Source organism: Erythrobacter sanguineus (assembly GCF_900143235.1).
In the GTDB taxonomy this organism is placed as follows: Bacteria; Pseudomonadota; Alphaproteobacteria; order Sphingomonadales; family Sphingomonadaceae; genus Erythrobacter; species Erythrobacter sanguineus.
The window spans coordinates 64259-89382 of the sequence record NZ_FRDF01000004.1; the positions used below are offsets into that span (position 1 = coordinate 64259).

The following is a 25124-nucleotide window of genomic DNA, read 5'->3' on the forward strand; positions in this document are numbered from 1 at the left end:
GCTCTGCGTCTTTCCGTCCCGTTTATTGCATGCACGCACGCCCTGTATCGGGATCGGCAGCGCAGCGATAGACCCTGATCCAGTCGATCGCGAATTGCGCGGGAAAGCTGCCGGCTGCAAGCCCTTTCGCGTTGTTTTCTTCCGACAAACGTCCGCCCACGGCGAGGTTGGCCATGACATAGAAGGGCCGGTCGAACGGTGCCGCCGGGTTCCCGCGGGCAAGCGGCGAGGCCGTGCTCCAGCGTTCGGCAGGGACTGTCAGATGCACCCGGTCATCGACCAGAAAGCGGATCAGCCCCTCGCCCCATTCGACGGCATAAACGTGGAACCCGTCGGATGGCAGCGCCAGATCGGGCAGCGCAGTGCGGTTGTCGACGAAACGGTTGCGGGGTGCCAGGTTGCCGAAATGCAGCGCGCTGATGGTGCGGTTCTCCCCGCGTCCGCCTTTGCAGGCCTTGCACGTCGCGCCGATATTGACCGCTTCGAGGATGTCGATTTCGCCCGAGAGCGGCCATGGGCCGTAGTGATCTTCGGCCGGCATCATCCACACCGCCGGCCACATCCCCTGCCCCGGCGGCACCTTGGCGCGCACCGCGATCCGGCCATAGCGCCACGCGTGGAGCCCGCGGGTGCGAACCTTGCCCGAGGTGTAGGGCTGGGTCAGACGGGGGTTGGGGTCTGCGGCAATTTCCGGCGGACGCGCGGGGCCGGTGAAGCGCTCCTCGCGCGCCTTCAGCAGCAGCAGCCCACCTTCGACCACGATGTTATCCGGACGGTCGGTATAGCACTGCCGCTCGGCATTGCCCCCGCCCCAGCATGAGACTTCGGGCTGCCATTTGCTGCGATCAAGCGTGTCGCCATCGAATTCGTCAGCCCAGACCATCTCCCAGCCAGCGCCTTCGAGCGGGGCAAGCCGCACTTCGGACGAAGCGGGCGGGGATATGGCCGAAGCCGCACACCCGCCCGCGATCAGCAGGAGCGCCGCCAGCATGCTGAACCTGCGCCGCCCTGCCATCATCCGTGCCTCCCTCAGAAGTCGAACCGCGCGAGGAACGTGAACCGGCGGTCATTGCGGAACGCCGAGCGCGTCACCCGGGTGCCATCAAAATCCACCACCTGGCTTGTCTCGGTGATCTCGTCGAGCAGGTTCACGCCCTGGATGCCGATTTTCAGCTGCTTGTTGACCGAATAGAAGATCGACGCATCAAGCTGCCCGGTGCTTTCCTGCCAGATCGGCGAGAACGGGAAGATATCATCGCGCGGTGTGATCAGGAACTCCGAACGCCAGTTATAGGCGGCACGCATTGAAAGCGGGCCCTTCTCGTAGAAGACCGTCGCGTTGATCGTGTGCTCGGAAATCCCCGCCAGCGGTTGCTGTCCGACAAATGCACCGCCACCAAGCTGGTTCGCGCCGCTGGTGATCGAGGACTGGCCGAAATCCGACAGGTTCGGGTTCGAGAAGTCACCGCCATCAATATAGGTGTAGGTGAACTGCGTCCCAAGTCCGCTGAGCACGCCCGGCAGGAAGTCGTAGACTTGCTGGTGCGCAATCTCGAACCCCTTGAGCCAGCCGTCCTGGAAGTTGGCCGGCCCCTCAACATTGACATCGATCGGACCGTTTGCTCCTTCGTAGTTCACCCGCGAAAAACCGGTGTCGATAAACCCGTTCACATCCTTGGCAAACACCGAGAAGGTCAGCGAACCGACCTCGGCAAAGTACCATTCGACCGAAAGGTCATAGTTCCAGACTTCGACCGGCAAAAGGTTCCGGTTACCCGTCTGCAGCGCGAACAGCGGCCCGTTGGCGAGCGCATTGCCGCCCGCATTGGCCAGCGCGACAGTGTTGTCACCGATCCCGCCGCCGGCACGGAACAGTTGGAGGTCCGGACGCGAAATGTTCTTGGACGCTGCGGCACGGAACAGCAGGCCGTCGCCCACGTCCAGCTTCGCATTCACGCTCGGCAGCCAGTGTTCGAACACGATGTCACGGTTATCGATCAGCACTTCGCCGGTATGGGCAGCGGCAAATTGGGCAATCCGCTCAGGCGACAACTGGCAGATCCCCGCAAGGCTGATCGGCGGCGGCGCACCATTGCCGAAATTGCAGCCGGCGGTCACTTCGGCAGGCTGAACCACGCCGTCACCATTGCCGCCACCGACCTGCACACCATTGTCGATCACGGGCGTATCGAACCGTTCCGGATCAGGGAACCCGATGCGCCCGGAAGTCGAGATTTCGGTTTCGACATAGCGCAGGCCGAAATTGCCTTCGATGTTCCAGCCGTTGCTGAAATCATGGCCAAAATCGATCCGGGCATAGGCCGCCTTGGTGACTTCGGTCACCACCGAGACTTCGCCCGGGCAGAAGACGCCTTCGATATCGCAGGGCAGCAGTTCGCCGGTGACCTCATCGGGACGGACGCGGTCGTTGACTCCGTAATTGAACCGCTCGGGCGACTGCCCAAAGGTCTGGATCTCTTCGAACTGCTGGTCGGTCAGGCCCGAGAGATATTCGCCGAGGAAATCATCGCCGCCAAAATACCATGCAGCGCCATTCTCGATCGGCAGCGGCACATTGCCGCGCTGGAAATTATCGCCGAACGGAGTGCGATATTGTGCGAAATTCGGGAATTCGTCGACGAAGGCACCGCCTGCAATGGCAAATTCCTGTCCGGGAAGGCCGGTGAAATACCGCCCGGGAATAAAGCCGTTACCAAACGGGCCTGGCCCGCTGGCACCGCATCCTGGCCCCTCACCCCATGGCGCACAACCGGCGCGGCCCGCCCACGGGGCCGAAAGGTTGCCCCAGGTGCTGAAATTGGTGTTCCGGGTCGTGCGGTCGCGCTCGGCCCAGCGCGCACCGAAGCGTGCAGCCTTGAAGAAGCCATCGTCGCTGATGTCATATTCACCATCAAAACGCAGGCTGCCGAGTTCGCCCTCGTTCTTTTCCCGGCTGTCGAGGCCGAACCAATAATAGCTGTTGAGCCCGGAAGTGAAGTAATCGGCGGGCGATCCCACGGGTGCGAGGAACTGAACGTTCGGCACCGACCCGGTAAGGTCAAGATCAACGTCGGCCCAGGTCGAAAGCGCGCCAAACACCGAATCCCGGGTCAGATCGGAACTGATCATCTGCGCTTCGAAATTGACCCGGAAACGATCCGTGATGTTCCACTTGATGTCGAGCGAGAAATCCTCGGTCGTCGTGTCCAGTGCCCGCAGGAAGCGCAGCGAATCCAGCGGGATACCGCCGCGCCCAAAGGGGTTTGCATAGGCATCGCCCTGACGCTGGCTCAAAATGCCGCGCTGGAAGATGCCGTTCGCATCATATTCAAATGCGGTGCCGGCGCGGGCTTCCGGGAACAGCAGCTCGTCATCCACACGCGAGATGAGCGCAAATTCCTCGGTTTCGAAGCTGGCCTCGGCGCGCAACCACTGGAAGGTCGCGACGAAATTCCCGGTCGGGTCCTCGTACTGAAGAACGCCCGAGAATGCTTCGCGCGTCCGGTCGAGATCGGTGGTGCGGATCCCGGCCCCTTTGGGCACCAGCACCGAACCTGCCGGCGGAAAATTGGACGAATCGAAATTCGAATCGCCGACAAAGCCACCAGATCCGACCGACAGCGCACGCAAGCAAGGGCCGTCGAGCGACGGTGCACGATAGCACGGATCGGCCACCTGCGATGCATCAGTGCGGCTCTTGAGTTCGGAATAGGCATAGGACGCCTGGATCCCGAACGAACCCGCGCCGGTTTCAAAGGTGTTCGAAGCCAGCACCGAGAATTCGGGCGACCACTCTTCGCGCAGGTCGCCATAATTGGCGCCGACCGTGCCAGCGAGCTTGAGCCCCTTGGTATCCAGGGGCTTGCGGGTGACGAGGTTGACGGTCCCCGAGGGACCACCTTCGATCATGTCGGCGGTGACATTCTTGAACACCTCGACCCGGCCGAGCAATTCGGGCGAGACATCGTTGAAGCTCAGTTCACGCCCGCCCGTGGCCGAGAAGATATCGCGACCATTGAGCTCCGACCGCGCAAACGGCAGGCCGCGGATAATGACCCCGGTGCCCTCGACCGAAAAACGGTCAGGATCGGTTGCCTTCTCGAACCGGCCGATGGTGATGCCGGGGATGCGCTGCAGCGTCTCGGCGACCGAACGATCGGGGAGAGCGCCGATATCCTCGGCAGTCACCGCATCGACGAAGGTGTCGGCATCGCGCTTGATATTCTGGGCGGAGGACAGCGATGCCCGGAAGCCGGACACAATGATCTCGCCTGCGACCGGATCGGCTGCTACCTCATCCGCGTCGGCAGACTGTTGTTGATCGGCATCATCTTCCGCATCCTGCGCGAGGGCAGGTGATGCGAGGGCTGCGGACATGGCAAGCGCCGATGCGGTGCCGAGAACGAACAGACGCCGATGCGGCGCAACTCTTGCGTATTTCATGATGTTTCAACTCTCCCCTGACCCCGTGGCACATTCTTGCCGACCACTGGAGCTTGCCGATGGATTCGTAGCGCATGTTGTTAGCGTTCTCAAGACTTGTAATCTGCGTGGCATATTGCATTCTGGCAACACTTGTCGGGGCGGCAGAAACCCGGAGATCAAGCGCACAACCGCTCTGCGGGGATCGAGGAACATATGGTAATTCAACGCATAATCATCGTCGGCGGCGGCACGGCCGGGTGGATGGCGGCGGCCGCATTGTCGCGCCTCAAGGCCGGACGGCCTGTGGAAATCACCCTGATCGAATCCGAGAGCATCGGCACTGTGGGCGTGGGCGAGGCAACGATTCCACCCTTTGTCGGCTTCAACCAGCTGATCGGCGTCGACGAGCGCGAAATGCTGGCAGCGGTGGGCGGCACCTTCAAACTGGGCATCCAGTTCGAAAACTGGGGCAAGCTGGGCGACAGTTACATCCACCCCTTTGGTGCCTATGGTTACACGATGGGCGGGATTTCCTTCCACCATGTCTGGCACCGCATGGCAGACGCCGGTGACAAGCGACCGATCCAGGTCTTCAACCTTGAAACCATGGCCGCCTATTTCGGCAAGTTTGCCCGGACCGAGGATTTTGCGCGCGACGATCTGCCGCCGATCAATTACGCCTATCACCTCGATGCGGGCCGCTATGCCGCCTTTCTTCGCCGCCTTGCCGAGAGCCGGGGCGTGGTGCGGCAGGAAGGCAAGGTCGCCGATGTCGCATTGAACGGCGAAACCGGATTCGTCACCGGGGTCACGCTTGATGATGGCCGCCAGTTCGCCGGCGATCTGTTCATTGATTGCTCGGGCTTCCGCGGTTTGCTGATCGAGCAGGCGTTGCAAACCGGCTATGACGACTGGAGCCACTATCTGCCCTGCAACCGCGCGGTCGCCCTGCCCTGCCTGCGCGAGGACGGCAGCCCGCCCCCGCCCTTCACCCGCGCCACCGCGCACAAGGCCGGATGGCAGTGGCAGGTGCCATTGCAACACCGCAACGGCAACGGCCATGTCTATTGTTCAAGTTACATGGAAGATCACGAAGCGCTCGACATCCTGCTCGGCAATATCGCGGGCAAGCCGCAGGCCGAGCCGAATTTCCTGCGGTTTGTCACCGGGCGGCGCAAGAAGTTCTGGAACAGGAACGTCGTGGCGCTGGGGCTTGCGGCAGGGTTCATGGAGCCGCTTGAATCCACGTCGATCCACCTCATCAACACCGGGCTCGACAAGCTCTTATCGCTGCTGTCGCTTGATGGGATCACGCAGGCGCAGGAAGATGCCTTCAACCGCCTGACAGGGCGCGAATATGCTCGCATCCGTGACTTCCTGATCCTGCACTACAACGCCACGCAGCGCGACGATTCCGATTTCTGGAACTATGTGCGCACGATGGAGGTGCCCGATACGCTCACCGAAAAGGTGGAGATATTCAAAGCCAACGGGCAGATCTTCCGCGAGGAGGACGAGCTGTTCACCGAAACCAGCTGGGCGGCGGTGATGATGGGTCAGGGCATCGGCATGGACGGGCACAACGCGATGGCCGACGCGCTGGATCCGGGCAAGACCCGGAGCGAGATCGACGAGATGGAAAAATCGATCCGCTATCTCGTCCAGCACATGCCGGGGCACGGCGATTATCTTGCGCGCTATTGTCCCGCGCCGGTCGCAGCCTAGGCCAGCACCATTTCCGCCAGCGCCCGGCCCGAAAGCCACGCGCCTTCGACGCGCGGGCTGTGGAGATAATCACCCGCGATCCCGATTCCCAGCGCCGGGTCAAACCGCGCGCCCTCGCCCGGCATCGCCTTGGGCAGGGCATAAAGCCAGCGGTGCGCATCGCCGTGAAGGGGCGCGGCGGGCATGATGCCAGTGGCGGCGAAGAAATCGGCCAGCAGGGTCTTGGCGGCCGCGTCTTTGGGCAGATCGATAAGTTGGCGGCTGCGCGCGGGGCTGGCGTGGATCACCCAGTTCTCAACGCCCGCTCGTCCCGGCTTGGCGGAGTTTCGCGCCGCCCAGCTGACCGGCGCGGTGCCACTGCGGAACGCGTCTTCGGCGATTGGCAGCCGCGTGCCAAAGGCGACCATCACCGCCCAACATGGCGCGGACTCAACGCAGCCCGCGAGTGCTGCGAGGTCAGGCGCGACTTCCGCAAGCAGCACCTGGGTCTGCTCGGCAGGAATGGCGACGAGCAAAGTGGCAGCGGCAAAGACTTGCGCGCCTGCCCCGACCTGCCAGCCATCCGCAGCGCGCGTGATCGTCTCGGCCCGCACGCCCCAGCGCACGTCGAGCGCATCGGCCATGGCGCGGATCGGCGCATTCATGCCCGGAACCCCGACCCATGCATCGTCGCCAGCAGCAGGCCAGCGCGCCACCACCTCCGCGTGTTCCCATGCCGCGACAGCCGCCTGAAACGCCGGCTCGCGCGCCGTGAAATATTGTGCGCCGTGATCGAAGCTGACGCTTTGCCCGCCAATCTCGGCCCGCCGGGCCGCCATCCGCCCGCCGGGTCCGCGCCCCTTGTCAATCACGGTGACGCTTGCGCCAGTGCGCGACAATTGCGCGGCGCAGGCCAGCCCGGCCATGCCCGCACCAATGACAAGAAAATCGCTGAAATGTCCGTCCATCCCGCGCCAACGCCCAAACTCACAAGAGGTTTCGGCGCGGCGAAGTTTCAGGGTGCGCTGCGTGGGGGCCGAGCCTCCGCCAGCAACAGCGAAAAGCGCCCCTCGCCATCGGTCCAGCGCGCGCGCGGCTCCCATCCGCCCGCCGCCAGCAGGACATTGGCGGTGCGGCGGGTGAACTTGTGGCTGTTTTCGGTGTGAATGCTCTCACCCTCGGCCATGGCGAAGCTTTGTGCGCTGACGGTGAATGTCACAGCCTTGCGCGCCACCAGATGCATCTCGATCCGCGCATAGGTATCGTTCCAGCGCGCCTCATGGACGAAGGCATCAATCGGAATATCGCCGCCCAGCTCGCGGTTGATCCGGGCCAGCAGGTTGAGGTTGAACCGTGCCGTGACACCGGCGACATCGTCATAGGCGGCGACCAGAATGTCCTCGTCCTTGATCAGGTCCATGCCGATCAGCAGCAATGCCCCCACACCCAATGTCTCGCGCATCGAGCGCAGCAGGTCGGTCGCCGTGCGGGCGACCATGTTGCCGATGGTCGATCCGGGGAAGAAGCCAAGCTTGGGCAGGCCATCCACCTCGCGCGGCAATTCCACCCGGCGCATGAAATCGGCCTCGACCGGACAGACCGGAAGCCCCGGAAACTTCGCTGCCAGTTCCGCCGCCGCCGCGCGCAGGAAATCGCCTGCGATATCGAGCGGGACATAGGCGCTCGGCGCAATGGCCGACAGCAGCAGCGGGGTCTTGACCGACGAGCCCGAGCCGAATTCCACCACAGCCCGCCCCGGCCCGATCAACCGCGCGAACTCGTCAGCCTGCGCGCGCAGGATCTCGGTCTCGGCACGGGTCGGATAATATTCGGGGAGCTGGGTGATGTCCTCGAACAGCTGCGATCCGGCATCGTCATAGAACCAGCGGGCTGGGATCGCCTTCTGCGCCTCGGAAAGGCCGGCCAGCACATCGGCGCGGAACGCGGGATTGACCCCGCTGGCATCGCTCTCGACGAGCTTGAGGCCCTTGGGGCTCGTCATGTCGTGACATCCTTTGCCAGCCTCAGACCGGTGAATTGCCAGCGCTGATGAGGGTAGAAGAAATTGCGGTAGGAGGCGCGCGAATGGCCCCTTACCGTGGCACAGCTTGCCCCGCGCAGCACCACCTGCCCGCTCATGAACTTGCCATTATATTCGCCCACCGCGCCCTCTGCCGGGCGGAACCGGGGATAGGGCAGATAGGCCGAGCGGGTGAATTGCCAGCCATCGCCGAACAGGCCCGCTGCGCCTCGGGGCATGGGCGGCGCGGCATGATCGATCTGGTTGCCGCCAGCCGGATCATGGCCAGCGGCTATCGCCTCCCATTCGAACTCGGTCGGCAGGCGCGCACCGGCCCAAGTGGCGTAGGCATCGGCCTCGAAATGCGAGATGTGGGTGACGGGCGCGTTGGGGTCGCGCTCGTGCCAGCCCTGATGGGTGAAATAGCCGTCCTCGCGCCAGTAAAGGGGTGCGGTGATCGCTTCGCGCTGCACCCAGCCCCAGCCATCGGCCAGCCACAGGCGCGGCTCGCGATAGCCGCCATCAGCGATGAATTCGTCCCATTCGCCATTCGTCACCAGCCTGTCAGCCAGCGCGAAAGGTTCAAGCAGTACGCGGTGGCGCGGCCCTTCATTGTCGAAAGCAAAATTGTCGAAAGCAAAACCATCACCCTGATGGCCGACCAGCGCCATTCCGCCGGGATGTTCAAGCCAGCCGAGCGGCGCGCACGGCGCTGCGGGCGGCGGCCTCCCGCCCCACATCGCCGGGCCAAGCGGGTTCTGGAACAAGGCGTGCTTGATATCGGTCAGCAGCAATTCGATGTGCTGCTGTTCATGCGCAACACCCAATGCGATCAGGCCCACCAGCGCCGGATCATCCAGCAGCGGCGTCATGGCGTCATCCACTGCGGCACGCCATTCCAGCACGTCTTCAAGCGTCGGGCGCGACAGCATCCCGCGCGCAAACCGGTCGATCCGCGCGCCTTCTGCCTCGTAATAGGAATTGAACAGGAACGGCCATTCGGGATTGTGCAGCCGGTATCCCGGCGCAGAAGCACGCAGCAGAAAGGTTTCCCAGAACCACGTCGTATGCGCCAGATGCCACTTGGCGGGGGACGCATCCTCCATCGACTGAAGGCTCGCATCGGCATCGCTGAGCGGGCCAACCAGCGCCTCTGTCAGGGCGCGAGTGGAACGGTATTGCGCGCTCGGCGATGCTGCTGCGGGATCACCGGCATCGCCAATGGGCTCGCTTCGGGGCACGGGCTTCTCCTGTTGCCGCCTTGCTTCGAGGGGCCAACCATGCCGTAGGCCCGTGACAAATGAAAGGCATAGCCTCCCGCTTGCCGCGAACGCAAATCGGCCGGCCGTTTACGCCGCGTCGGCGCTGACCTCGGCATCGCGCGATCCGGCTGCCTCGTTGAGCATTTCGGCCACAAGAAACGCCAGTTCAAGCGATTGTTCGGCATTGAGGCGCGGGTCGCAATGGGTGTGGTAGCGGTCCCCGAGGCGTTCCTCGGTGATCGCCACTGCCCCGCCGACGCATTCGGTCACGTCCTGCCCGGTCATCTCGATATGGATCCCGCCCGGATGCGTGCCTTCGGCGCGGTGGACCGCGAAAAATCCTTTCACTTCGCGCAGGATGCGATCGAAGGGGCGCGTCTTGAAGCCGCTGTCCGATTTCACGACATTGCCGTGCATCGGATCGCAGCTCCACACCACCGGATGGCCTTCGCGTGTCACTGCGCGCACCAGACGGGGCAGGCCATCCTCGACCTTGTCGTGGCCGAAACGGCTGATCAGCGTGATGCGTCCGGCCTCGCGCGCCGGGTTGAGTTCATCGAGCAGCCTGAGCAATGCGTCCGGTTCCAGCGACGGCCCGCACTTCATGCCCAGCGGATTGCCGATCCCGCGTGCAAATTCGATATGGGCGCTGCCCGGAAAGCGGGTGCGATCCCCGATCCACAGCATATGCGCGCTGGTTGCATACCAGTCCCCGGTCAGCGAATCCTGCCGCGTCATCGCCTGTTCGTAGGGCAGCAGCAGGCTTTCATGGCTGGTGTAGAAGCTGGTGCCCTGCAATTGCGGCACGGTGCCGGGATCGATCCCGCACGCTTCCATGAAATCGAGCGCTTCGCCGATCCGGTCGGCCATCTGGCTGAATTTCTCGGCCCACGGAGTGCGGCCCATGAAATCCAGCGTCCATTGGTGAACCTGCCGCAGGTTCGCATAGCCACCGCCCGCAAAGGCGCGCAGCAGGTTCAAGGTCGCGGCGGCCTGCGAATAGGCGCGCACCATGCGCTGGGGATCATTACGGCGCGATGCCGGATCAAAATCGATGCCGTTGATATTATCGCCGAGATAGCTCGGCAGGGTCATGTCGCCGATCGTCTCGGTGGCAGAGGACCGCGGCTTGGCGAACTGGCCGGCCATGCGCCCCACCTTCACCACCGGACGCTTGCTGGCGAAGGTCATCACCACCGCCATCTGCAACAGCACGCGGAAGGTATCGCGGATATTGTTGGGGTGGAATTCGGCGAAGCTTTCCGCGCAATCCCCGCCCTGCAACAGGAACCCATGACCGCCAGCGACCTCGGCCAGATCAGCCTTGAGCGCGCGCGCCTCTCCGGCGAAAACCAGCGGCGGATAGGACGCAAGCGTGGTTTCGGCCTCGGCCAGTTCGGCGGCATCCTCGTAATGCGGGAGGTGCCGGGCTTCGTGGCTTTTCCAGCTTTCCGGATTCCAGGTCTTGGGCACGATCAAACTCTTTCATTCACTCTGCGGCGCGCAAGGCGCGGGGGCGCCCGCTACAGGAGGCGGGTTTCAATTGTAAAGCGGGAATGGCTTTTGCGACAACTTTATTTCCCGCTGTGTGTATCCGACAAAGCCGGTCAACGCCCTGCCGCGCCGACTGCTGCGGCCCGGCCTGAAATTGCCGTCCCCAGCGCAGGCGCCTCGGCCAGCTCCTGCCCTTCAGGGATAATCGCCAACCGGAACGGCGTGACCTGCCCGAAATAGCGATCAGCAAGGAACTGCATCACCTGCGGGCTGGTCTGCGAATAATCGGCCAGCAGCGTGCGCAGCAGGGCAACGCGCTGGGGATCCTGAGTCGCGCCTTCGAGGTTGTAGAGCCAGAACTGGTTTCCGGTCGAGGCGCGGCGGATCAGCTGCGCCAGCGGTTCGGTGACGCGGGCAAGCTCGTCCGCAGTCGGCGGCTCTGTGGCAAGTTCGCGGGCGATACGATCCGCCTCGGTGAAGAAGATGGGCACGAATTCCGGCTCAAGCTGAGCAAGCGCGGTGATGCGCCCGCCGCTCGGCAGGTCTTCGGGCCACTTGGAAAAGACCTGCGGCGAATAGCTCGCCCCGGCCCGTTCGCGCAGGGCTTCGAGCAGGCGGTTGTTGAACAGCTGGGTCAGGATTTCGAGCTGGCGGCTTTCGCGCAAGGATGCGACCCCACCGCCGCTTGGCCAGGCGACCACGGCTGCGGCCTGATTGGCATCGCCGCGGTGGGTCACGATCGCGGGTTCCTGCGTGGTCGGCGCAAAGTCTGGCACCCGCGCGGCGATCTCGGCCGGGATTGGCGCGCGTGGTGGCAGCGCGCCGAAGGTCAGGCGCAGTTGCTCGACAAGCGCAGGCTTGTCGAACTCGCCAAACACCAGCACTTCGATCGGGCCTTGCTGCAGCAGCGGCTCCCACACCTTGCGGAAACCTTCGGGCGTCACACCCCTGAGCGTCGCCGGATCAGGGGTGGCAAAGCGCGCATCGCGCCCCGTCACGAGATATTCGAGATCGCGGTTGAGAACGCCGCCGGGGCTTGTCGAATAGGTGTTGTAGGCCAGTTCCGCCCCGGCCTTGGCGCGGATTACCGGATCGGGATCCCAACGCGGCATCCCGAGTTTGGCGGCGAACAGATACAGCTGATCGGCGACATCGTCCGAGCGGGTCTGAGCGGTGAAATTGAACACCGCATCGTCGATACCGAAATCAAAGCCGAGCTTGCGGCCCGTCGCCAGCCGGTCGATCTCGTTCTGGCCAAGCTCGCCCAGCCCCGATCCGACCAGCGCGGATTCGCCAAGCGCGGCATAGACCGCGCTGTCCGCATCGAAAGCGCGATAGCCCGCGCCAAAGCGCACCCGCACCGTGACCCGGCCCGGCTCGGCATCATTGGCCCAGATCAGCGCCTTGACCCCATTGGCAAAATCGACCTGATCGATCTCCAGCACGCCCAGCGGCTGCTGACTCACGATCGTGCCGGGTTCGCCGACGGGGGGCAATTGGTCGAAAGAAACACTCGACGCCGCCAAGCGCGCGCTGCCATCGACTGCGGCCTCGCGCGCCAGCGCCAGCCGCAATGCAGCCTCGTCCGCCTCGCCCGCCGCCGGGGTGACATAGACCGAACGTGTCACCGCGCCATCGAACAGGGTCTGGGTGTGGGCCAGCACTTCGGCCGGGTTGAGCCGCTGCTTCATCCCGCGAAACACATCAAGCACCACTTGAGAAGCGGCCACGGTCTCGCGGATATCGACCGCGTTGACGAGATTATTGGCAAGATTGGGGCCGGATTCCACGCTCTCCTGTTCGACCTGGTTGGCGAACACCACGTCGAATTCGGCCACTTCGCGGTCGATCTCTTCCTGCGTGGGCGGATTGGTCAGCGCGTCGGCAATCACGGCGCGCACATCGGCCAGCGCGGCCTGCCAGTCATCGGTGAGCGGCGCAAAGGTGACGAAGGTCGCATCGGTCGACCGCGAGATGTCGTCCTGCTGCACCTGCGCATACAGAAAGCTGCCGCCGCCGCGCGCGCGGGATTCGAGCCGGCGGTTGATGATCGCCTGGGCGATCGCATCGATCAGCAGGCCTTCATTATAGACGATCGTATCCTGTACCGGACGCCAAGGGCGCATGATCGCATAGGTCAGACTGCGCGGCAGATCGGGCTCGATCCCCACCGCCAGCTCGCCGATGGCCGTGCCAGAAACCGGGTTCTGCTGCGCACCGGGCGGCGGTACAGGATCGCCGAAATCGGGCGCAACGCCGGGCTTGCCCCTGCCCTGCCAGTCGCCGAACCACTGTTCCACCAGCCCGGCCAGCACCACCGGATCGGCATCGCCAGCAACAACAATCACGGTGTTTTCGGGCCGGTACCAGCGTTCGTAGAAGGCTTTCACCGCCTTGCCGGTCGCGCCGTTCAGCGTGTCATCGGTGCCGATCGGGTTGCGGGTGGCAAGCCGCTGTCCCGCAAAGAAGGTCCGCCGCGTAAGATCGGCCATGCGCTGTCCTGCCCCGCCCCGTTCGCGCTTTTCAGCGAGCACGATCGGCCGTTCGGCAGCGACATTAGCATCATTGAGCACGGGATCGCGGATCATCCCCGACAGCAATTTGAAACTTTCCGACAGCTTGGCATCGCTGATATCGGGAATGTCGAGCTTGTAGACCGTATGCGTCGGGCTGGTTTCGGCGTTGGTGTCACTGCCGAAGGTCGCGCCCAGCCGCTGCCAAGCGGCAATCGCCTCGGCCTGGCCGAGATATTTGCTTTCCCGGAACAGCAGATGTTCGAGCAGATGGGCAAAGCCCTGCTCGGGGTCTTCCTCGTGCAGCGATCCGGCGTCCACCCGCACCCGGATCGACACCTGCCGCGGCGGCACGCCATTGCCCCGGACCGCATAGCGCAGCCCGTTTTTCATCTCGCCGAACAGCCATTTTTCATCGACCGGAACGTCCGAGCCGCGATAGAGCCACGGCACCTCGCCATCGGCCTGCAACGCCTTGGGCGCTGGCACCTGCGGCGCGGCGGGGGGCGTTTCCTGCGGCGCCTGCGCAGCCTGCCCGGCCAGCAGCGGCTGCACCAGCACAAGCGGAGCAAGAACGAGGGCGAAAGCGCGGGCCGCGCGGGAAAGCAACGTCATGACCGGGCTTATAGGGCGCTGAACCCTGAAGCGATAGTGAATGCTTGCACATGCATCTGTGCTTGCGGGGGGCATCGCCGTCACCTAGATTGGGAGAATGTTCATTGAAACCGAAACCACGCCCAACCCCTCCGCTCTCAAGTTCCTTCCGGGCCAGACCGTGATGGATACCGGCAGCCGCGAATTCGCCACGCCCGAAGCAGCCGAAGCCAGCCCGCTGGCGCAGGCGATCTTCGATACGGGCGAAGTCGTGAACGTCTTCTTCGGCGCCGATTTCGTCAGCGTCACCGCAGCGCCCGGCGCGGACTGGAGCGCCTTGAAGCCGCAGGTGATCGCCATCCTGCTCGATCATTTCGTCTCCGAAGCGCCGTTGTTCGCGGGCGGCAGCGCTGGCGGGTTTGCGGTTCCGCCGGAAGATGAGGCCGTGGTGGAAGAGCGTGCCGAAGATGCCGAGGTCATCGCCGCGATCAACGAACTGCTGGAAACCCGCGTGCGCCCGGCCGTGGCAGGCGACGGGGGCGACATCGCCTATCGCGGTTTCCGCGACGGGGTGGTCTATCTGACCCTGCAGGGATCATGTTCCGGCTGCCCGTCGAGCACTGCGACCCTGAAGCACGGGATCGAGGGCCTGCTGAAACATTATGTCCCCGAAGTCGTTGAAGTCAGGGCTGCCTGAGTTTTGCAATAGAGCGGCTTCCGATCTGATTGCATCAGACCGAACGTTCCAGGCTTATGTTTTTTCCGCGATTTCCGAGTCGCGCAGTGATTGCTCCGCGCTCGAAACCGCTCCAACACCACGGGGATTTCCCATGACGACGAAATTTCACGACCACGTCCTGCCGGACGCGGCGCTCGCGCAGCTGTTCAACGAAGCGCGCAGCTATAATGACTGGCTCGATCGCGCGGTGACGGATGATCAGCTTCATGCAATCTGGGACCTGATGAAAATGGCCCCGACGTCGGCCAACATGCAGCCGGCCCGGATCGTGTGGGTCAAATCACCTGAAGCCAAGGCGAAGCTGGTGGAATGCGTGATGGAGGGCAACAAGGCCAAGGTTGCATCCGCCCCCGCGATCGCAGTGATCGGCTATGACATCGACTTCCACGAAGAACTGCCGTGGCTGTTCCCGCATACCGACGCGAAAAGCTGGTTCGACGGCGACGAGGAAGGACGCACGGAAGGCGCGTTCCGCAATTCATCCTTGCAGGGCGCCTATCTGATGCTTGCCGCCCGTGCGCTGGGGCTCGATTGCGGGCCGATGTCGGGGTTTGATGCGGATGCGGTGAATGCCGTCTTCTTCGCCGACAACCCGCGCCACCGGGCCAATTTCATCTGCGCGATCGGCTATGGCGACCCGGCCAGCATCTTCGAACGCAGCCCGCGCCCGGACTTCGCGACCTTCAACCGCATCGCCTGACACGCATCTGCCGCTTGCACGCCGCGACCGGCTGAGGCATCGCTCTGGGCCATGCGGGTGCTCGCCATCGAAACCGCCTCAGAGGCATGCAGTATCGCCCTGATCGAAGGTGGTAGGGTGATTGCGCGCGATCACCGCCTGATCGGACGCGGCCATGCAGAGGCACTGGTGCCGATGATCGCCGCGCTTCCGGACAAGGGCCGGGCCGGGCGCATCCTCGTATCGCTGGGGCCGGGCAGCTTTACCGGTGTGCGGATCGGGCTGGCCACGGCCCGCGCGCTGGGCTTTGCCTGGGGTGCCGAGGTGCTGGGCTATCCCACGCTGGCACTGGTCGCGGCGCAGGCCCGGGCCGAACAGCCCGGCGCAGCAGTCACCGTGTGCATGAATGGCGGCCATGGCGAATGGTTTGTGCAGGATTTCATCAATGGCCTTCCCGACAACGCATTGCGCTCGCTTGCTCCGGCGGCGGCGGTCGAGGCCGGCGCGCACAAGGCGATCGCCGGAAATCGTACGAAAGAACTTGCCGCACTGCTGGACGATGGACGGCTGGTGATCGAACTGCTGCCGGATGCCGGCGAGGTCGGAATGGTTCCTGAAAACCTGCTGACCGCCAACCTCGCCCCGATCTATGGCCGGGGAGCCGATGCGAAGCCGATGGCAGAGCGGGCGCGCGCATGACCCCCTGCCCGCACCATCTCGACCGGATCATGGCCGTGATGGAGGCGGCGTTCGAACCAGCCTATGGCGAGGCGTGGAAGCGGCGTCAGGTCGCCGATGCCCTCACCCTTGCCAGCACCCATGCGCTGGTGGTCGATGCCGATGGTCATCCGATTGCCGAAGGTGTCGGCCCGGGGCGCGATCCGGCTGGTTTCGTGTTGAGCCGCCATGTCCTCGACGAGGAGGAGTTGCTGCTGATCGCGGTAATTCCCGGCTGCCGCCGCCGCGGAATTGGCGAACAGTTGTTCGCGCAGCTGTTCGAGGCTGCGCAGAGCCGCGGGATAGTCCGCATCTATCTGGAAATGCGTAACGGAAACCCCGCGATCCGCCTTTATCGCAAGCTGGGCTTCGAGCCAATTGGACACCGTCCCAACTATTATCGCATGGCCAATGGCGAAAGAATCGATGCCATTACTTTTGGCCGTTCGGTTTAGTTGAAACAGCTTCGTCAAAAGCTTGGTCCTAAGCAAATTCTCCGAGTTGCAAATTCTCCGCGCTTCGGCCATGATTGAATAATCGGAAAGGTCCGAAGCAATATGCAGAGGAAATCATGCAAGATCAGGAATTGGAAATGAATGAGACGCTCATTACCCTCACGAGCGATATCGTTGCCGCGCATGTCAGCAATAATGACGTCGCCGTGGGCGATGTGCCGAGCCTGATCACCAACGTCTATGCCGCGCTGGCCAATCTCGGCGAAAAGCCCGTCGTCGAAGAGCCCAAGCCGCAGCCTGCGGTGGCGATCCGCAATTCGATCAAGCCTGAATATATTGTCTGCCTTGAAGACGGCAAGAAGCTGAAAATGCTCAAGCGCTATCTTCGCACCAATTACAACATGACGCCGGAAGAATACCGTGCGCGCTGGGGCCTGCCTGCCGATTACCCGATGGTGGCCCCCGCCTATGCGGAAAAGCGTCGTGATCTGGCCAAGAAGATCGGTCTGGGTCGCAAGCCCGGAGCCACGCGCACCCCCCGCCGGACCAAGAAGCCGGCCTGAACGCTCGCGTCCCGCCCCTGTTGAGAGGGGTGGCATGCCAGCTTGAGCAAGCAGCCCCGTCTCTATAAGGAAGGGGTTGCTTTGCTATTCATGGACCCGACCTGCGGGCCGCGCCCCCTTTGGCGATGGAGCTGTCATTGAGCCAGAAAATCGATCTTGAGCAATTATGCGCCGAAAAAGGCCTGCGCATCACCGAACAGCGCCGTGTCATCGCAAGGGTGCTGTCCGAAAGCGATGATCACCCCGATGTGGAACTGCTCCACTCGCGTGCTTCGGCCATCGACTCCAAGATCTCGATCGCGACGGTCTATCGCACCGTGCGCCTGTTCGAGGAAGCGGGCATCCTCGACCGCCACGATTTCGGCGACGGACGGTCGCGCTATGAACCTGTGCCCGAGGCCCATCATGATCACCTGATCGATGTCGAAACCGGCAAGGTCGTCGAATTCGTCGATCCCGAAGTCGAAGCCCTCCAGCGCCAGATTGCCGAGCGGCTGGGTTATCGCCTCGTCGATCACCGCATGGAGCTATATGGCGTGCGGCTTTCGCGTGAGGACTGATCCGGCGGGCGCGCCGCGCTCGTCTGCCTCGGAACAGCACGACTGGGACCTGAGGCTGGCCGCGGCGCGAGGCGAGATCACGCCGATCCCGGCCATGGGCTGGGTGCGCATCGCGCTGCGGACGCTGGCGCTGGTCGCATTGATCGCGGTTTTTGTGCCGCTGCATTTCCTCTACCGCATGGTCGCCTATGGTTCGCCCTTCCCGATGCTGTTCCTGCGCTATGCCGCGCGGGTCTGCGGCGCCAAGGTCGAGGTGATCGGCACGCATTTGCGGCGCGATGTGTTCTATGTTGCCAACCACATTTCGTGGATCGACATCCTCGCGCTCGCCGGGGCCAGCGGCACGGCCTTCGTCGCCAAGGCCGAGCTCGCGCAATCGCCCGTGGTCGGCTGGCTGGCGAGCCTCAACCGCACCGTGTTCGTAAAGCGCGAACACCGCATGGGCGTGGCCGAGCAGATCAATGCCTTGAAGGAAGCGCTGGTCGACAACTGGTCGGTCACCGTCTTTCCCGAAGGCACCACCACCGACGGGCAATCGCTGCTGCCGTTCAAGACCAGCATGCTTTCGGTGCTCGAACCGCCGCCGCCGGGCGTGCTGGTGCAGCCGGTGGTGCTCGACTACGGGCCGGTGGCCGAGTGGATCGGCTGGATCGGCGAGGAAGGCGGGCTCAACAATGCCAAGCGGGTGCTCGCGCGCAAGGGCACTTTCCGGCTGCACCTGCATTACCTTGAACCCTTCAGCCCGGAAGATTTCCTCGGCCGCAAGGCGATCGGCAATGAATCGCGGCGCCGGATCGAGGAAGCGCTGCTGGACATTCTCGGACGGCCTCTTCGGGCATTCGCCCACACCGTGCCGCCCGTCCGCTACCAGCCGAAGACCGAAGCCGCCGACTAGAGCGGTTTGCATGGCCGCGCTATCCGTGCCGCGCGGCGGTGCCAATCGCGCTACAGCCCCGCCCTTACCAGCCAATCATGGAACAATCGCACAGGGCGGCTTTCCAGCGACACCGGCTTGCACACGAACCAGTAGGAATAGGGGCTTTCCACCGCCACGCCCGGCAGATTGGTCAGCCGGTTGTCATTGGCGCGCCGCAGGTGATCATCGTGCATGATCGCAATGCCGAGGCCCTGCGCGGCAGCCTCCAGCATCAGTGCACCCGAATCGTAATGATCGATCGCGCCCGCTTCCATGTCATCGAGCTGGTTGGCCTTCTTCCAGGCCATGAAGCTTTCGGGCAGTTCATTGTGGATCAGGAAGGTCTGCTTCGCCAGGCTTTCCGGCGTGATTTCCGAGCCGATCGCGCGCGCCGCTTCCTTGCTGCAGATCGCATGGACGAGATTGTGGTCGAGCCGCACCGCGTGCAGTCCGCTGGCTGGCCCGCGCGACAGGATGATCGCGGCATCCAGCGTGTCGCCCACCCGGTCTTCCAGATGCGGCGCAGTGTCGATGTCGATATGCAGCAGCGGGTGGCGCTTGCGCAATTCACCCAGCCGCGGGAACAGCCGCTGGCTGCCGAACATCGGCAGCACGCCCAGCCGCAGCCGCAACAAGGCGATATTGTCCGACTGGCTTTCGACCGCCCGTGCCAGCGCTTCAAGGTGCGGGTTGACCGCCTCGTAGAAGGCCTGACCTTCATCGGTCAGCTGCATCGACTGGCGGGCGCGGGTGAACAGCTTCTTGCCGACGAATTCTTCCAGATTGGTGATCCGCCGCGACAGCGCCGAAGGGGACAATCCGATCTCCTCGGCCGCTGCCCGGGCCGAGCCAAGCCGGACCGTGCGCATGAAGGCCTCAAGCGCGCGCAATGGGGGCAGACGACGTGACGGCATGAAAATCTCTCCTTGCTGGGAGGAGATACGGACAAAACACAAAAGGGATGCAAAAAACCGAAGAAAAATTGCATCCAGAGCCGACGAGTTGCGCCTATTGCACCTCGCCCTCCGTCACGGGAGGATGCAGCCGCAGGCGTTTGACGTGGGTTTCATCACCTGCCGTCACTTCAATCCGCCAGCCGCTGGGATGTTCCAGCATGGTCCCGACCGGCGGCACCGCCTCGGCCAGCACGAAGGCCAGCCCACCCAGCGTATCGACCGCCTCCTCGACCTCAGCAAGGCGCGGGTCGACCTGCTCGGCGACATCATCCAGCTCGGCGCGGGCATCGCAATCCCACATCCCCTCGCCGATCGGCACGATCAGCGCTTCGGGCGTTTCGTCATGCTCGTCCTCGATCTCGCCGACGATCTCCTCGACCAGATCCTCGATCGTGATCAGCCCGTCGGTGCCCGAAAACTCGTCAACCACGATCGCCAGATGCACCCGTCGTGCACGCATGTCGGCCAGCACGTCGAGCGCACCGCGCGCCTGCGGTACATAGAGCGGCTGGCGCAGCAGCGTGGTCCAGTCCGCGGGCGGCGGAGCAGCGTTGGCGATGATCGGAAAGACATCCTTGATGTGGATCATGCCGATCACATCGTCCAGCGTCTCGCGATAGACCGGCATGCGCGAATGGCCGTTTTCCGAGAAAGCCGCGACCAGTTCGTCCCAGCTGATCGACGCATCCACCGCGATGATCTCTCCGCGCGGCACCGCCACATCGTCGGCATCATGTTCGGAAAAATGCAGCAGGTTGCGCAGCATCTGGCGCTCCACCCGCGACAGGTCGCCGCGCTGCTGGCCGCTATCCTCGGCAGCCGAGGTGCCGTTCTCGTCCTCGTGTTCGTCGATCGCTTCCTCAAGCTGTTCGCGCAGGGACCGCGCATTTTCCAGCTTCAGGATCTTGCGCAGAGCAGGCCAAAGCCCGCTGCTACTGTCCGCGTCTCCCGAAGAAGAGGCGGAAGATGGGGAATCGGCCATGGCCTTTGACAATGCTCCTCCTGTTGTCATGCGTCATATGGGTCAGCGATACCCAGTTTTGCAAGTATCGCTGTCTCCAATGCTTCCATTTCCTCGGCCTGTGCATCCGAATCGACATGGTCGTGACCGGCCAGATGCAGCAACCCGTGGACGATCAGATGCGCGGCATGATGATCGAGGCTGACGCCCTTCTCGTCCGCTTCGCGCGCGCAGGTCTGGTGCGCCAGCGCGATATCGCCAAGCATGACCGGCGGGCCATCCGGCCCAAGCGCAGCCAGTTCATCGCGCCCCAGCATGGGAAAGGACAGGACATTGGTGGGCTTGTCGCGCCCGCGCCATTCGCGGTTCAGCGCGTGGACTTCCGCATCGCTGGTGAACAGCAGGCTCACCATCAGCCGCGGATTGGCGAGCAGCGATTCGCCCGCCCCCGCCGCCATTGCGGCGCGCTGCGCCAGCGCGTCCCACGCGCCCGCAGGCCAATCCTCGATGTCGATATCAAGCTGCATCGCGCGCCTGTTGGAGACACATGAGACACTGTCCAGGAACAGAAAACCCGTCCCTGCCGCGCAGCAATGCACAGGCGGGAACAACAACCGGGATGGGCAGGTGGTTCATGGCACTGGCCAATAGCGCGAAGAACCGGCGGTAGGAAAGCGCGCCGCGCCGTTCAGTCGGCAGAGGCCGGGCCATCATCCGCGCGCAGCACCGCCAATTCGCGTTCAAGCCTGAGGCAATCGAGGATCTTGGCCCCGGCAAGGAACACCGCGCCGGTGGTGGCCATGAACAGCATCTGGCCGCCAAAGCCGGGAAATTCGTCCAGATAGGCCGCACCGCGCGCCGTCGCGCCAAGGGCCAGCGCATAGATGATCGCGAACGCCTCAAAGCGATTCTTGATCACGAACAGCCGTCCGACCTTGCGCAGCATGGTCTCTCCCGAAATCCCGGCACCGTCCCTGGGCACCGCTTTGACCTTGGGGCGACCCTAAACCCATCGCGGGCAATTGCGCAAACGCGTTAACCAAGCTGTGCCAGATCGAGCGCATCGAGCAAGGCCAGCCGGGCCGCAATCACACTGGCGGCAAGGCTTTCGCTGCCCAGATCGGACGGGTCGATCTGCTGCGGCCAGTGGGCGGCGATGGTGCGCTCGATCAGGTCGGCGCGGGCTTCGTCGAGCAGGAAACGCGGATCGACCGTTTCGGACGCGCACACCACCCGCAGGCGAAGGCAGGCCGGGCCGCCGCCATTGGCCATGGATTGGCGCACATCGACCGGGATGACCTGCCGGATCGGGCCATTGCCTGCGAGCATGGTCTGGACCCAGCCCCACACGGCGGGGCTTTCACGGCATTCCTCGGGCACGATCAGCGCCATCGTGCCATCGGGCAGGGTCAGCAATTGCGCGTTGAACAGATAGGTGCGGATCACCTCTTCAAGGCTGACCGCGCGCGATGGCACCTCGACCACCTCCAGCGCGGGGAAGGCGGCGCGGATCGCGTCATAGGCACCCTGCTGGTCGGCAAAGGCCTCGGCATGGGTGAACAGCACCCGGCCATTCGCCACCGCCACCACATCATTGTGAAACGCGCCCGCCGCAATCGCCTGCGGGTTCTGTTCGATGAACACGGTGCGCTCTGGCGCGAGGCCGTGGGCGCGGGCGACAAGACGGCTGGCCTGTTCGTGCTGGCGTGCGGGAAAGCGCCCACCGGTGCGGCCATAGACGAAGACTTCGACGCCTTGCTGGTCATGGCTTTCGCACAGCCGCATGTGATTGGCCGCGCCTTCATCGCCGAAGCTGGGCGGCACGGCATCATGGATCGCAAAATGGCGGGTGTCGGCGAAGGCGATGGCAAGCTGGCGCTGGGTATCGGGCCATTCCTGCGCGCGGTGGAGCATGGTGACGAGGTTGGCGGGGGTGAGGTGGCAGCGCCCGTCGGCGGTATCGGGCGCTGGGGAGACGGTGGCGGCATTGGCGGTCCACATGCTCGATGCCGACCACGGCGCGGCGCGCAGCTGCGGCACCTCGCTGCCGTCCAGTGCCAGCGCGGCGGCCAGCGCGTGGTTGGGGCGCGGCAGCGGTAGCAGATAGCCCTGCACCCCCAACCGTGCGAGATTGCTGCGCATCTTCGCCACCCCCTGCAAGGCAGCGGCGCGCGGATAGGACGGATCGCCCGCATGGCTGGCGCTGGCGATATTGCCGAGGCTGAGCCCGGCGTAATTGTGCGAAGGACCGACGATCCCGTCGAAATTGATTTCAGTGAGGCTCATCGCGCCACGCTCCACACTTCGTCGCCCGCGCACACGTCGAGCAGATCGGCGCTGGCCGAATCGATGGCAATGCCGCCGTCCGCATCCAGCACCCGTGCGCCGTAACAGGCGCGGAAGGTGCCAAGGTGGCCGGTTGCCAGAATCGCGCGCTCGCCCTCCTCGATCGACAGGCCGGCAACGGTCTTGCAGATGCTGTTTTTCACGCTGGAAACAGCATCGGTTGGCGCGATCATGGTCGGCCCGCCGTCGAAGATGTCGACATAGCCTTCATAGCGGAAACCTTCGTTTTCCAGCATCCGCATCGCCGCGCGGCCCGTGGGATGAGGCACGCCGATGACCGAACGCGCATCGTCATCCAGCATCGCGATATAGACCGGGTGCTTGGGCATCAGGTCGGCGATGAACTGGTTGCCGTTGATCGCGTTGAAATAATCCGCGTCCTGAAAGCTCATCCCGAAGAACCGGCCAGCCACCCCTTCCCAGAAGGGCGATCCGCCGCGTTCGTCGATGATCCCGCGCAATTCGGCCAGAATGCGGTCGGCAAAGCGTTTGCGGTGCATCGCCACGAACAGATAGCGCGACCGGGCGAGCAGCAGGCCAAGGCCGCCGGCGCGTTCATTGGGGTGAAGGAACAGCCCGCCGACCTCGCTCGATCCTTCCAGATCGGTGACGAGGCTGAGCAGTTCGGCCCGCACCGTGCGGTCAAGCTCCTGCGAATATTGGGTCAGGGTGTTGAGGCGATAGGAATAGAACGGCCAGCGCTGGCCGACCTTGGTCATCAACTGGCAGGTGCCGCGCACCGCGCCGGTCTGCGCGTTTTCAAGCACCAGCACGAATTGTTCGTCCGTCAGCACATCGACGGCGTTGGCAAAGGCGGCCTCGGCGCGTTCGAGCTTCGCGCCAAGCGCGCCGCGATCGGGGGGCAGATTGGTGAAGCCTCCGCCGGTCAGCTTGGCCATTTCATACAGCGCCTCAAGGTCAGAGACGCGCGCGGCGCGCAGGCGGAAGCTCATGGCAATGCTCCTTCGGCAAGCGCGCCTTGTGTCAAAGCGCCTTGAGACAATCGCTCGATCACGCGGGCGGACAGGGCGGCGCGGGATGCAAGGCTGGGGACGATCAGATATTCCTGCGGCGAATGGATCGCCCCGCCGCACACGCCCATGGTATCGACCACCGGCACGCCGCAAGCTGCGATGTTGTTGCCATCGCACACCCCGCCGGTCGATTGCCAGCGGATGTCCTGCCCCAGTTCCGCGCCGCATGCGCGCACGAGATCGAACAGGCGCTGTGCCGCCGCATCAACCGCCTTGGGCGGGCGGGTGACGCCTCCGTGGCGATGGGTCGATACTTCGTGCGTAGCCTCAATTTGATCCAGCAAGATTTTGAGATCGCGATCAAAACTATCCATCGCAGCGGTCGATTTCGGGCGGATATTGAAGCGCAGCACGGCATGATCGGGCACGACATTATTGGCCGCCCCGCCTTCCAGCCTGGCGGGGTTGATGGTGATATCATCACGCTCCAACGCCTTTAACCGCAAGATCAGATCGGCCGCCGCGACAATCGCGTTGCGCCCTTCATGCGGATTGCGCCCGGCGTGGGCGGATTTGCCGGTGAAGGTGATCGAATAATTGCCCGTGCCGCCGCGTTCATGCGCCAGCGTGCCATCGGGCAGGGCCGCGGGCTCATAGGTCAGCGCCGCCAGCTTGCCTGCCGCCAGATCGGCAATCAGTGCGCTGCTCGCCAGCGAGCCGGTCTCCTCGTCCGAATTGATCAGCACGTCATAGCCGAGCGCAGAGGCGCTGGCGGTCGCCTCGAACGCCAGCAGCGCATGCAGCATCACCGCGATGCCGCCCTTCATGTCGGCAACGCCGGGGCCGCCCAGCGTCTCGTCATCGAGCCAGCGCTGGTGCTGGAAGGGATGGTCGGCCGGAAACACCGTGTCCATGTGCCCGGTCAGCAGGATGCGGCGATTGGCCTGCGGGCGCACGCGCACCACCAGATGCTGGCCGTGCGGCTTGTCGAAGGCGCTGCCATCGGCGGCAATCGCGGTGACGGGGGCGGGATCGACCAGTTCGACGGTACCGGGCAGCGCGGCGAAAGCCTCGGCCAGCGCGGCGGCCTGCTTGGCCAGACCTGCAAGATTGCCGGTGCCGGTGTTGATCGCGCTCCACGCCTGCACCTGCGCCAGCATGGCGGCGCCATCGAAGGCGGAAAAGGCGTTGGTATCATTCATGGCCTTCCACCTCTAGCCGCCCACGCGCGCCAGTCCAACCCGTT

Annotated in this window: 22 protein-coding genes; 8 read left to right on the plus strand and 14 right to left on the minus strand. The window is 64.0% G+C overall.

Annotated elements, in window-relative coordinates:
- Positions 1-22 precede the first annotated feature (22 nt).
- Positions 23-1018: a glycoside hydrolase family 16 protein gene (locus BUA05_RS03930; protein WP_084662461.1), complete on the minus strand. Its 996-nt coding sequence runs from the start codon at positions 1016-1018 to the stop codon at positions 23-25.
- 11 nt (positions 1019-1029) lie between these two features.
- Positions 1030-4443: a TonB-dependent receptor domain-containing protein gene (locus BUA05_RS03935; protein WP_072673360.1), complete on the minus strand. Its 3414-nt coding sequence runs from the start codon at positions 4441-4443 to the stop codon at positions 1030-1032.
- A gap of 195 nt (positions 4444-4638) precedes the next feature.
- Between BUA05_RS03935 and BUA05_RS03940 the strand changes: the two genes are divergently transcribed.
- A complete protein-coding gene (locus BUA05_RS03940) occupies positions 4639-6150 on the plus strand; it encodes a tryptophan halogenase family protein (RefSeq protein WP_072673521.1) in 1512 nt (503 codons plus the stop codon).
- On the opposite strand, the gene BUA05_RS03945 is transcribed toward BUA05_RS03940, so the two are convergent.
- The 5 genes from BUA05_RS03945 to BUA05_RS03965 all read right to left on the minus strand — a co-directional run bounded on the left by BUA05_RS03945 (position 6147) and on the right by BUA05_RS03965 (position 14033).
- Positions 6147-7097 carry an NAD(P)/FAD-dependent oxidoreductase gene (locus BUA05_RS03945; RefSeq protein ID WP_072673361.1) on the minus strand — a complete coding sequence of 317 codons (951 nt, stop codon included), beginning with the start codon at positions 7095-7097 and terminating at the stop codon, positions 6147-6149. The genes BUA05_RS03940 and BUA05_RS03945 overlap by 4 nt on opposite strands.
- A 47-nt stretch (positions 7098-7144) precedes the next feature.
- Entirely contained in the window at positions 7145-8131 is a 987-nt protein-coding gene (egtD, locus tag BUA05_RS03950) for an L-histidine N(alpha)-methyltransferase (RefSeq protein WP_072673362.1), read from the minus strand.
- Positions 8128-9372 carry an ergothioneine biosynthesis protein EgtB gene (egtB, locus tag BUA05_RS03955; protein WP_086616502.1) on the minus strand — a complete coding sequence of 415 codons (1245 nt, stop codon included), beginning with the start codon at positions 9370-9372 and terminating at the stop codon, positions 8128-8130. The genes egtD and egtB overlap by 4 nt, the downstream gene beginning before the upstream one ends.
- 126 nt (positions 9373-9498) lie before the next feature.
- A complete protein-coding gene (locus BUA05_RS03960) occupies positions 9499-10884 on the minus strand; it encodes a class II 3-deoxy-7-phosphoheptulonate synthase (protein WP_072673522.1) in 1386 nt (461 codons plus the stop codon).
- A 134-nt stretch (positions 10885-11018) separates the two neighbouring features.
- Positions 11019-14033 carry a M16 family metallopeptidase gene (locus tag BUA05_RS03965; protein WP_072673364.1) on the minus strand — a complete coding sequence of 1005 codons (3015 nt, stop codon included), beginning with the start codon at positions 14031-14033 and terminating at the stop codon, positions 11019-11021.
- A 97-nt stretch (positions 14034-14130) separates the two neighbouring features.
- Between BUA05_RS03965 and BUA05_RS03970 the strand changes: the two genes are divergently transcribed.
- The 7 genes from BUA05_RS03970 (at position 14131) to BUA05_RS04000 (ending at position 18620) form a co-directional block, all read left to right on the plus strand.
- Positions 14131-14709, plus strand: coding sequence for a NifU family protein (locus tag BUA05_RS03970; protein ID WP_072673365.1), 579 nt, complete (start codon positions 14131-14133; stop codon positions 14707-14709).
- Between the two features lie 133 nt (positions 14710-14842).
- Positions 14843-15451 carry a malonic semialdehyde reductase gene (locus tag BUA05_RS03975; protein WP_072673366.1) on the plus strand — a complete coding sequence of 203 codons (609 nt, stop codon included), beginning with the start codon at positions 14843-14845 and terminating at the stop codon, positions 15449-15451.
- A gap of 51 nt (positions 15452-15502) precedes the next feature.
- Positions 15503-16129 carry a tRNA (adenosine(37)-N6)-threonylcarbamoyltransferase complex dimerization subunit type 1 TsaB gene (tsaB, locus tag BUA05_RS03980; protein ID WP_072673367.1) on the plus strand — a complete coding sequence of 209 codons (627 nt, stop codon included), beginning with the start codon at positions 15503-15505 and terminating at the stop codon, positions 16127-16129.
- Positions 16126-16602 (plus strand): GNAT family N-acetyltransferase, encoded by a 477-nt coding sequence (locus BUA05_RS03985; RefSeq protein ID WP_072673368.1) that lies wholly within the window; start codon positions 16126-16128, stop codon positions 16600-16602. Before tsaB ends, BUA05_RS03985 begins: the two co-directional genes overlap by 4 nt.
- Before the next feature lie 116 nt (positions 16603-16718).
- A complete protein-coding gene (locus BUA05_RS03990; RefSeq protein ID WP_072673523.1) occupies positions 16719-17165 on the plus strand; it encodes a Ros/MucR family transcriptional regulator in 447 nt (148 codons plus the stop codon).
- Between the two features lie 137 nt (positions 17166-17302).
- Positions 17303-17725: a Fur family transcriptional regulator gene (locus tag BUA05_RS03995; RefSeq protein WP_072673524.1), complete on the plus strand. Its 423-nt coding sequence runs from the start codon at positions 17303-17305 to the stop codon at positions 17723-17725.
- Between the two features lie 94 nt (positions 17726-17819).
- Positions 17820-18620 carry a lysophospholipid acyltransferase family protein gene (locus tag BUA05_RS04000; protein WP_245790080.1) on the plus strand — a complete coding sequence of 267 codons (801 nt, stop codon included), beginning with the start codon at positions 17820-17822 and terminating at the stop codon, positions 18618-18620.
- A gap of 50 nt (positions 18621-18670) precedes the next feature.
- Here BUA05_RS04000 and BUA05_RS04005 read toward each other — a convergent pair whose 3' ends face one another.
- The 7 genes from BUA05_RS04005 to BUA05_RS04035 form a co-directional block, all read right to left on the minus strand.
- On the minus strand, positions 18671-19555 hold the full coding sequence (locus BUA05_RS04005; RefSeq protein WP_072673370.1) for a LysR substrate-binding domain-containing protein: 885 nt from the start codon (positions 19553-19555) through the stop codon (positions 18671-18673).
- A 94-nt stretch (positions 19556-19649) separates the two neighbouring features.
- Complete coding sequence (locus BUA05_RS04010) at positions 19650-20579, minus strand: hemolysin family protein (protein WP_072673371.1); 930 nt, start codon at positions 20577-20579, stop codon at positions 19650-19652.
- Positions 20580-20605: 26 nt separating this feature from the next.
- Entirely contained in the window at positions 20606-21085 is a 480-nt protein-coding gene (gene ybeY / locus BUA05_RS04015) for an rRNA maturation RNase YbeY (protein WP_072673372.1), read from the minus strand.
- A 161-nt stretch (positions 21086-21246) separates the two neighbouring features.
- Entirely contained in the window at positions 21247-21504 is a 258-nt protein-coding gene (locus tag BUA05_RS04020) for a hypothetical protein (protein ID WP_072673373.1), read from the minus strand.
- A gap of 89 nt (positions 21505-21593) precedes the next feature.
- Positions 21594-22844 carry an N-succinylarginine dihydrolase gene (locus tag BUA05_RS04025; protein WP_072673374.1) on the minus strand — a complete coding sequence of 417 codons (1251 nt, stop codon included), beginning with the start codon at positions 22842-22844 and terminating at the stop codon, positions 21594-21596.
- Positions 22841-23857 (minus strand): arginine N-succinyltransferase, encoded by a 1017-nt coding sequence (locus BUA05_RS04030; RefSeq protein ID WP_072673375.1) that lies wholly within the window; start codon positions 23855-23857, stop codon positions 22841-22843. Before BUA05_RS04030 ends, BUA05_RS04025 begins: the two co-directional genes overlap by 4 nt.
- Complete coding sequence (locus BUA05_RS04035) at positions 23854-25080, minus strand: hydrolase (RefSeq protein WP_072673376.1); 1227 nt, start codon at positions 25078-25080, stop codon at positions 23854-23856. The genes BUA05_RS04030 and BUA05_RS04035 overlap by 4 nt, the downstream gene beginning before the upstream one ends.
- Positions 25081-25124 lie beyond the last annotated feature (44 nt).

What these genes read in the sequence shown, in the direction of transcription:
- BUA05_RS03930 (WP_084662461.1), bottom strand. Translation starts at nt 1,018, where the DNA reads ATGATGGCAGGGCGGCGCAGGTTCAGCATGCTGGCGGCGCTCCTGCTG.
- BUA05_RS03935 (WP_072673360.1), bottom strand. Translation starts at nt 4,443, where the DNA reads ATGAAATACGCAAGAGTTGCGCCGCATCGGCGTCTGTTCGTTCTCGGC.
- BUA05_RS03940 (WP_072673521.1), top strand. Translation starts at nt 4,639, where the DNA reads ATGGTAATTCAACGCATAATCATCGTCGGCGGCGGCACGGCCGGGTGG.
- BUA05_RS03945 (WP_072673361.1), bottom strand. Translation starts at nt 7,097, where the DNA reads ATGGACGGACATTTCAGCGATTTTCTTGTCATTGGTGCGGGCATGGCC.
- egtD (WP_072673362.1), bottom strand. Translation starts at nt 8,131, where the DNA reads ATGACGAGCCCCAAGGGCCTCAAGCTCGTCGAGAGCGATGCCAGCGGG.
- BUA05_RS03965 (WP_072673364.1), bottom strand. Translation starts at nt 14,033, where the DNA reads ATGACGTTGCTTTCCCGCGCGGCCCGCGCTTTCGCCCTCGTTCTTGCT.
- BUA05_RS03970 (WP_072673365.1), top strand. Translation starts at nt 14,131, where the DNA reads ATGTTCATTGAAACCGAAACCACGCCCAACCCCTCCGCTCTCAAGTTC.
- BUA05_RS03975 (WP_072673366.1), top strand. Translation starts at nt 14,843, where the DNA reads ATGACGACGAAATTTCACGACCACGTCCTGCCGGACGCGGCGCTCGCG.
- tsaB (WP_072673367.1), top strand. Translation starts at nt 15,503, where the DNA reads ATGCGGGTGCTCGCCATCGAAACCGCCTCAGAGGCATGCAGTATCGCC.
- BUA05_RS03985 (WP_072673368.1), top strand. Translation starts at nt 16,126, where the DNA reads ATGACCCCCTGCCCGCACCATCTCGACCGGATCATGGCCGTGATGGAG.
- BUA05_RS03990 (WP_072673523.1), top strand. Translation starts at nt 16,719, where the DNA reads ATGCAAGATCAGGAATTGGAAATGAATGAGACGCTCATTACCCTCACG.
- BUA05_RS04000 (WP_245790080.1), top strand. Translation starts at nt 17,820, where the DNA reads ATGGGCTGGGTGCGCATCGCGCTGCGGACGCTGGCGCTGGTCGCATTG.
- BUA05_RS04005 (WP_072673370.1), bottom strand. Translation starts at nt 19,555, where the DNA reads ATGCCGTCACGTCGTCTGCCCCCATTGCGCGCGCTTGAGGCCTTCATG.
- BUA05_RS04010 (WP_072673371.1), bottom strand. Translation starts at nt 20,579, where the DNA reads ATGGCCGATTCCCCATCTTCCGCCTCTTCTTCGGGAGACGCGGACAGT.
- ybeY (WP_072673372.1), bottom strand. Translation starts at nt 21,085, where the DNA reads ATGCAGCTTGATATCGACATCGAGGATTGGCCTGCGGGCGCGTGGGAC.
- BUA05_RS04020 (WP_072673373.1), bottom strand. Translation starts at nt 21,504, where the DNA reads ATGCTGCGCAAGGTCGGACGGCTGTTCGTGATCAAGAATCGCTTTGAG.
- BUA05_RS04025 (WP_072673374.1), bottom strand. Translation starts at nt 22,844, where the DNA reads ATGAGCCTCACTGAAATCAATTTCGACGGGATCGTCGGTCCTTCGCAC.
- BUA05_RS04030 (WP_072673375.1), bottom strand. Translation starts at nt 23,857, where the DNA reads ATGAGCTTCCGCCTGCGCGCCGCGCGCGTCTCTGACCTTGAGGCGCTG.
- BUA05_RS04035 (WP_072673376.1), bottom strand. Translation starts at nt 25,080, where the DNA reads ATGAATGATACCAACGCCTTTTCCGCCTTCGATGGCGCCGCCATGCTG.